Origin of the sequence: Variovorax sp. 278MFTsu5.1 (assembly GCF_048305045.1) — a bacterium.
In the GTDB taxonomy this organism is placed as follows: domain Bacteria; phylum Pseudomonadota; class Gammaproteobacteria; order Burkholderiales; family Burkholderiaceae_C; genus Variovorax; species Variovorax guangxiensis.
The window spans coordinates 17,324-23,413 of record NZ_CP157622.1; the positions used below are offsets into that span (position 1 = coordinate 17,324).

General features: G+C 66.7%; 6 protein-coding genes. 5 read left to right on the top strand and 1 reads right to left on the bottom strand.

Annotation, left to right across the window (positions count from 1 at the left end):
• The first annotated feature begins 87 nt into the window (after window positions 1-87).
• The 5 genes from ABL844_RS00075 to ABL844_RS00095 all read left to right on the top strand — a co-directional run bounded on the left by ABL844_RS00075 (window position 88) and on the right by ABL844_RS00095 (window position 4,891).
• Window positions 88-984, top strand: coding sequence for a dihydrodipicolinate synthase family protein (locus ABL844_RS00075; RefSeq protein WP_369660227.1), 897 nt, complete (start codon window positions 88-90; stop codon window positions 982-984).
• Window positions 985-1,053: 69 nt separating this feature from the next.
• The gene (locus tag ABL844_RS00080) at window positions 1,054-1,887 is read left to right on the top strand and encodes an ABC transporter substrate-binding protein (protein WP_418130124.1); all 834 of its coding nucleotides are present in this window, start codon (window positions 1,054-1,056) and stop codon (window positions 1,885-1,887) included.
• A gap of 52 nt (window positions 1,888-1,939) precedes the next feature.
• Window positions 1,940-2,662, top strand: a complete 723-nt coding sequence (locus ABL844_RS00085) for an amino acid ABC transporter permease (RefSeq protein WP_126020829.1) — start codon at window positions 1,940-1,942, stop codon at window positions 2,660-2,662.
• Between the two features lie 15 nt (window positions 2,663-2,677).
• Window positions 2,678-4,132 carry a dihydropyrimidinase gene (hydA, locus tag ABL844_RS00090; RefSeq protein WP_184639117.1) on the top strand — a complete coding sequence of 485 codons (1,455 nt, stop codon included), beginning with the start codon at window positions 2,678-2,680 and terminating at the stop codon, window positions 4,130-4,132.
• A gap of 72 nt (window positions 4,133-4,204) precedes the next feature.
• On the top strand, window positions 4,205-4,891 hold the full coding sequence (locus ABL844_RS00095) for a GntR family transcriptional regulator (RefSeq protein WP_126020825.1): 687 nt from the start codon (window positions 4,205-4,207) through the stop codon (window positions 4,889-4,891).
• A gap of 33 nt (window positions 4,892-4,924) precedes the next feature.
• Here ABL844_RS00095 and ABL844_RS00100 read toward each other — a convergent pair whose 3' ends face one another.
• Window positions 4,925-5,470: a hypothetical protein gene (locus ABL844_RS00100; protein WP_418130125.1), complete on the bottom strand. Its 546-nt coding sequence runs from the start codon at window positions 5,468-5,470 to the stop codon at window positions 4,925-4,927.
• Between the last annotated feature and the right edge of the window lie 620 nt (window positions 5,471-6,090).

The following is a 6,090-nucleotide window of genomic DNA, read 5'->3' on the forward strand; positions in this document are numbered from 1 at the left end:
TCAACTTACGGTTGACGTGCTAGATTGTATACGTATACTCAACGTATACATATACCGAATCGCCCGAATTTTCCCCAAGGACTGCCCATGACAGCGTTCCGCGGCACCTATACGGTGCTCATCACCCCCATGACCGCCGACGGCAAGCACGTGGACGTGCCTGCGCTGAAGAAGCTGGTCGATTGGCAAATCGAGGAAGGCATCCACGGGCTGATCCCCCTGGGGAGCACCGGTGAGTTCCTCTCGCTGACGCCCGACGAGCGCCAGTTGGTGATCGAAACCTGCGTGAGCACTGCTGCAAAACGCGTGCCGGTATTGATCGGCACCGGCGCGGAGTGGACCGACGAGTGCGTGCGGCTGAGCCGCGAGGCCGAGAGCATGGGCGCCGACGGCGTCATGATCATTCCGCCCTTCTACAGCACGCCCACCGACGACGAGCTGTTCGAGCACTACCGCAAGGTGGGCGAGGCGATCGGCATTCCCATCATGGTCTACAACAACCCGGCCACCGCCAACGTCGACCTCAAGCCCGAACTGGTGGCGCGCCTCTCGCGCATCGACAACTGCAAGTACATCAAGGAGTCGACGCTCGAGGTCACTCGCGTGCGCGACATCATCGAGCTGTGCGGCGACCGCATGACCGTGTTCGCCGGCATCCTCGGCTACGAGTCGTTCTGGCTCGGCGCGCAGGGCTGGGTGGCCGTGTGCTCCAACCTCATCCCGAAGATGTCGGCGCGCCTTTTCGAGCTGGTGGCCGACGAGCGCGACATGCCCGCGGCACTCGAGCTCTACAAGAAGATGCTGCCGATCGTGCGCTGGGTCGGCGGCCACCGCTACGTCGCGGCCTCCAAGGACGGCCTGTCGATGATGGGCCTGCCCGTCGGCAAGCCCCGCGCGCCGCGCCTGCCGCTGCCCGATGCCGATGCGGCCGACCTGCGCCGCGAACTCGCGCGCCTCGAACTGCTGGACTCGATCCGCACCTGACGCGGCCAGCCCCGTTCCGCTTTCCCTTTCCCACCTCGTCGCCTCGATCCCTTCCTCAAGGACCACACCATGAAACTGCTCCCCGCTCTCGCGTCGGCAACGGCACTCTTCATCTCCTGCGCTGGCGCCGCGAACGCGCAGCAGGCCTGCAAGTCGCCGGTGCCCGACTCGGCCCTCGTCAAGAAGGGCACGCTGACCATGTCGGTCAACCCGACGCTGCCGCCGATGCAGTTCGTCGACCAGTCCGGCGCGCTCAAGGGCATGCGCGTGGAGCTGGGCGAGCAGATCGCCAAGCGCCTGTGCCTCACGCCCGAGTACGTGCGCATCGAGTTCTCGGCCATGATCCCCGGCCTGCAGGCCGGCCGCTGGGACGTGATCAACACCGGCATCTTCTTCACCGAGGAGCGTGCCAAGCTGATGCAGATGCTGGTCTACGAAGACCAGGCCATCAGCATCAGCGCCGCCAAGGGCAATCCGCTGAAGATCGCCAAGCCGGAAGACCTCTCGGGCAAGAGCATCGGCGTGGAGATCGGCGGCTTCGAGGAGCGCAAGGCGCGCGAGCTCGACAAGCAGCTCACCGACAAGGGCATGAAGGGCATGACCATCCGCACCTTCGAGAACTTCGCGATGGCCTTCCAGGCGCTGCGCGCGGGGCAGGTGGAGGTGGCGCTGTCCATCGACTCGACCGGGGCCGAATACCAGAAGCGCGGCGACTTCGAGCGCGTGCTCAACGGCCTGTTCCCCACGCCGGTGGCGCTGGCCGCGCGCAACAAGGAGCTGGCCGCCGCGATGGCCAAGGTCATGAACGACATGAAGGCCGACGGCAGCTTCCGGAAGCTGTTCGACCAGTACGGCGTCAAGGCCGCCGACGGCGCCGTGACGGTCAAGGGCCCGGCGAGCTGAGGGCGCGCCGCCGTCCGCATCGCCATAGAGCAAGCAAGCGAAGGAAACTTCCATGGGACAAGGCTGGAGCTGGTCGGGCTTCTTCGACTACCTGTTCAATCCGTACATCCTCAGCGGCGCGGTGACCACGCTGTGGCTCACGCTCGCGGCGATCGCGGGCGGGCTGGTGGTGGGCTGCGCGCTGGCCCTGGCCCGCCTGTCCAGCCACCGCTGGCTGTCGGCGCCGGCGCACTTCTACATCTGGGTGTTCCGCGGCACGCCGCTGCTGGTGCAGCTCATCATCATCTTCACCGGGCTGCCGCAGCTGGGGCTGAAGCTATCGGTGATCGAGTCGGCGCTGCTGGGCCTCATCCTCAACGAGGCGGCCTACCTTGCGGAGATCGTGCGCGGCGGCATCCAGTCGATTCCCGCCGGGCAGACCAACGCCGCGCGCGCCGTGGGCTTCAGCAGCGCGCAGACCATGCGCTACATCGTGCTGCCGCAGGCCATGCGCCTGATCGTGCCCACGCTGGGCAACAGCATCAACGGGCTGCTCAAGACCACGTCGATCACCTCGGTGATCTCGATGGAGGAGCTGCTGCGCCGCACGCAGGTGCTGATCCAGGAGAAGTTCATGGTGCTGGAGCTCTTCATCGTTGCCGCCATCTACTACCTGCTCATGACCACCGCCTGGGACTTCATCCAGCGCCGCATTGAGCGCCACTACGGCCGCGCCTACGGCAGTGCCGCCGATGCGCCGGTCGTGCCCGCGGAGCCCGCGCTCGAGCAGCGCTAGAAGGAACCCGAGCCCATGAACACCTACGACCTGATCCTGCGCAACGCGGACATCGCCACCGCCGGCGACCGCTACACCGCCGACATCGGCGTGCGCGACGGGCGCATCTGCGCCATCGCGCAGGGGCTCGACGCCAGCGCCGCGCGCGAGATCGACGCGCGCGGCCGGCTGGTCACGCCCGGCGGCGTCGACGGCCACTGCCACTTCGACCAGCCCACCAGCGACGGCTCGCGCTTCGCCGACGATTTCCTCTCCGGCACACGCTCGGCCGCATGCGGCGGCACCACCACCGTGCTGCCCTTCGCCGCGCAGCAGAAGGGCCGCAGCGTGCAGGAGGCGGTGGACGACTACCACCGCCGCGCCGAGGGCAAGGCGGTGATCGACTACGCCTTCCACCTCATCGTGGCCGACGCCACGCGCGACGTGACGCAGCGCGAGCTGCCCGCCTTGATCGAGAAGGGCTATACCTCCTTCAAGATCTACATGACCTACGACGACCTGAAGCTGGACGACCGCCAGATCATCGAGGTGCTGGCCACCGCGCGCCGCCACGGCGCGATGACGATGATCCACGCCGAGAACAGCGACTGCATCGCCTGGCTCACCGAGCAGTTGCTCGACGCGGGCCTCACCGCGCCGCGCTACCACTCCAGCTCGCGGCCGATGGCGGTGGAGCGCGAGGCGACGCACCGCGCCATCGCGCTGGCGGAACTGGTCGACACGCCGATCCTGATCGTCCACGTCTCGGGCCGCGAGGCGGTCGAGCAGATCCACTGGGCGCGCGGGCGCGGGCTGCCCATCCATGCCGAGACCTGCCCGCAGTACCTGTTCCTGAGCGCCGAGGACCTGGGCATCGACCCCGACGACCCGATGCACGGCGCGCGCTGCATCTGCAGCCCGCCGCCGCGCGACAAGGCGAACCAGCAGTTCATCTGGAACGGCCTGTCGAGCGGGCTCTTCACCATCTTCTCGTCCGATCACGCGCCCTTCAACATGAACGGCAGCGACGGCAAGCGCGTGGCCGGCGACGACGCCTCCTTCGACCGCATCCCCAACGGCATTCCCGGCGTGGAAACCCGCCTGCCGCTGCTCATGAGCGAAGGCGTGCTCAAGGGGCGCATCGACATCCACCGCTTCGTCGAGCTCACCGCCACCAACCCGGCGCGCCTTTACGGCCTGTACCCGCGCAAGGGCACCATTGCCGTGGGCAGCGACGCCGACTTCGTGGTGTGGGACATGTTCCCCGAAGGCCAGGAGAAACTGCTCGCCAACGACATGCTCCACCACGACGCCGACTACACGCCCTACGAGGGCATGCGCCTGCGCGCCTGGCCCGGCCTCACCGTCTCGCGCGGGCGCATCGTGTGGCAGGACGGCGTGTTCCAGGCCGAGCCCGGCTCCGGCCAGTTCCTGCCGTGCCTGCGTCCTCGTGCGCCCAACGACGGCAATCCGCTGGACAAGTGGCTCTGAAAGAATGGCTCTGAGCGCGCCTGGCCGCCCCTGCTAAGCTCACCCGCCCTCGTGGCTTTCGCCCATCCCCGCATGCCCAGCCTTCCCAGCCCCACGCAGCCCGCCACCATCACGATCGCTCCGCTGGAGGTGCGCTCCGCCAGCCTGGCCGAACAGGCCTACGACCGGCTGCGCACCCTGATCCTCGATCGGCAGATCTCGGCCGGCAGCCCGCTGCAGGAGGCGCGGCTGGCGGAAGACCTGCGCATCTCGCGCACGCCCATGCGCGAAGCGCTGGTGCGGCTGGCGGGCGAAGGGCTTCTGGTGCGACGCGACGCGCGCTCCTACGCCGTGCGTGCGCTCGGCACCAAGGAGTACTTCGACTGCATGCGCGCGCGCGAAGTCATCGAGTGCGAGGCCATCGCGCTGGCGGTGGGCAAGATCACCGACGCCGAGATCGATGCCCTGGAGGCCGACATCGCCACGCTGGGCGGCGGCGAGCACAGCGAAACCGAGCACTGGCACTTCGACGACCGCTTCCACCTGCTGATCGCCAAGGCCAGCGGCAACGTCGTGTTCCCCCGGCTGGTGGAGGAGCTTCGCGTCAACGCACGGCTCTTCCGCCTGCACAGCCCGTTGCACAGGCATTCGGAGAACCACGACGAGCACGGCGAAATCATCAGCGCCCTGCGCGCGCGCGACGCCGAACGCGCGCGCGTGGCCATGCGCGACCACCTGCGCAGCCTGCAGGAAGACGTCAAGCGCGCGCTGATCGAGTAGCCGGATAGCGGCGGGCGCGCGCAGCTTCGTCGATCAATCGCCCTCGAGCTGCGTCTCCAGCTTCTTCGCGACGCCGCTGTAGTGCCGCGCCGAGGCCGCATTCTTCTGTCCGGCATAGTGCGCGCTGACAGCGCGCGCCGCGCGCAGCGCCGTCTCGAAGCCGTCGTGCCGCTCCTGCCATTCGGTGTCGCGCGTGCCGATGTCGCCCCGCACGAACCTGCCCACCTGGAAACCGCCATCGAGGTCGACGGTGCCGATCACCGGAACGCCTTCGCGCAGTTCGCCGTAGAACGCGTGGCCCGCGGTGGTGCCGACGCGGGTGCGGAGCATGCCGAGGCCGGCGGCCTTGCCGCCGGGGCAGGCGCCAATCCAGTAGGTCGGTGCCGTGCCCAGCGAGGAGGGCGCCACGAAGCGGCATCCCGTAGCGGGGTCCTGCGACCACTTCATGCCGCCGCCGCTTTCCTGCCCGACCGCCAGCATCGGTGCCGATGAGAGGACCAGCGCCACGAGCATGGCGGCACCCAGTCCGGTACCTGGAGAACTCTTCTTCTTGCGCGAAATGCGGCATTCCAGTTGCATGACATCGTTCCTGTAGAAGCCCGTTGGCCGACCCGCCTGCGGTATGTGGCGGCCCCGAACAGCCGGGGATTCTCCTATGGCTCCGGGCGTCCCGGCGCCTCTTCCGGCCGCGCAAGGTGCAGGCCCCGGAATTCGGGCCGGTCCATTTAAAAACTGCCAACGAATTCATTAATAAAGGCTTCTGGCATTGCCGGAGGCTTTTTTCTTTTTCCCCTACCCGCAGTGCGGCAATCCCTTTGCCGTGGTTGCCCTGCCTGATTTTTTCGAGTGCCCGATTCAAAAACTCCCAACGCTTTCTTTTTTCTACAAATGAATTTCTAAACAGAATTACTACGCCGGTCCGACCGATTTCCGGGCCCGATCCGCCAACCTGTCCTCCACCTGAACACCTCAGGGGAGACAAGGTGTTGCACTTCGGATTTGACTCTCCGTGCCCTTTAGGGCCTGCGCCACAGCCTTTCCGGGTCGTCCGATGCCATTCGTATTGCCCCGTTCGCCTGCAAACGGAACAGATCTTCGTAATTCCAAATACGCTTCAATTCCGAAGTTCTCGTGCTTTCACGTCAACAAATTTAACTGATGCGTCATTTGTGCGAGCACCCCAATTACAGTGCTGCAGC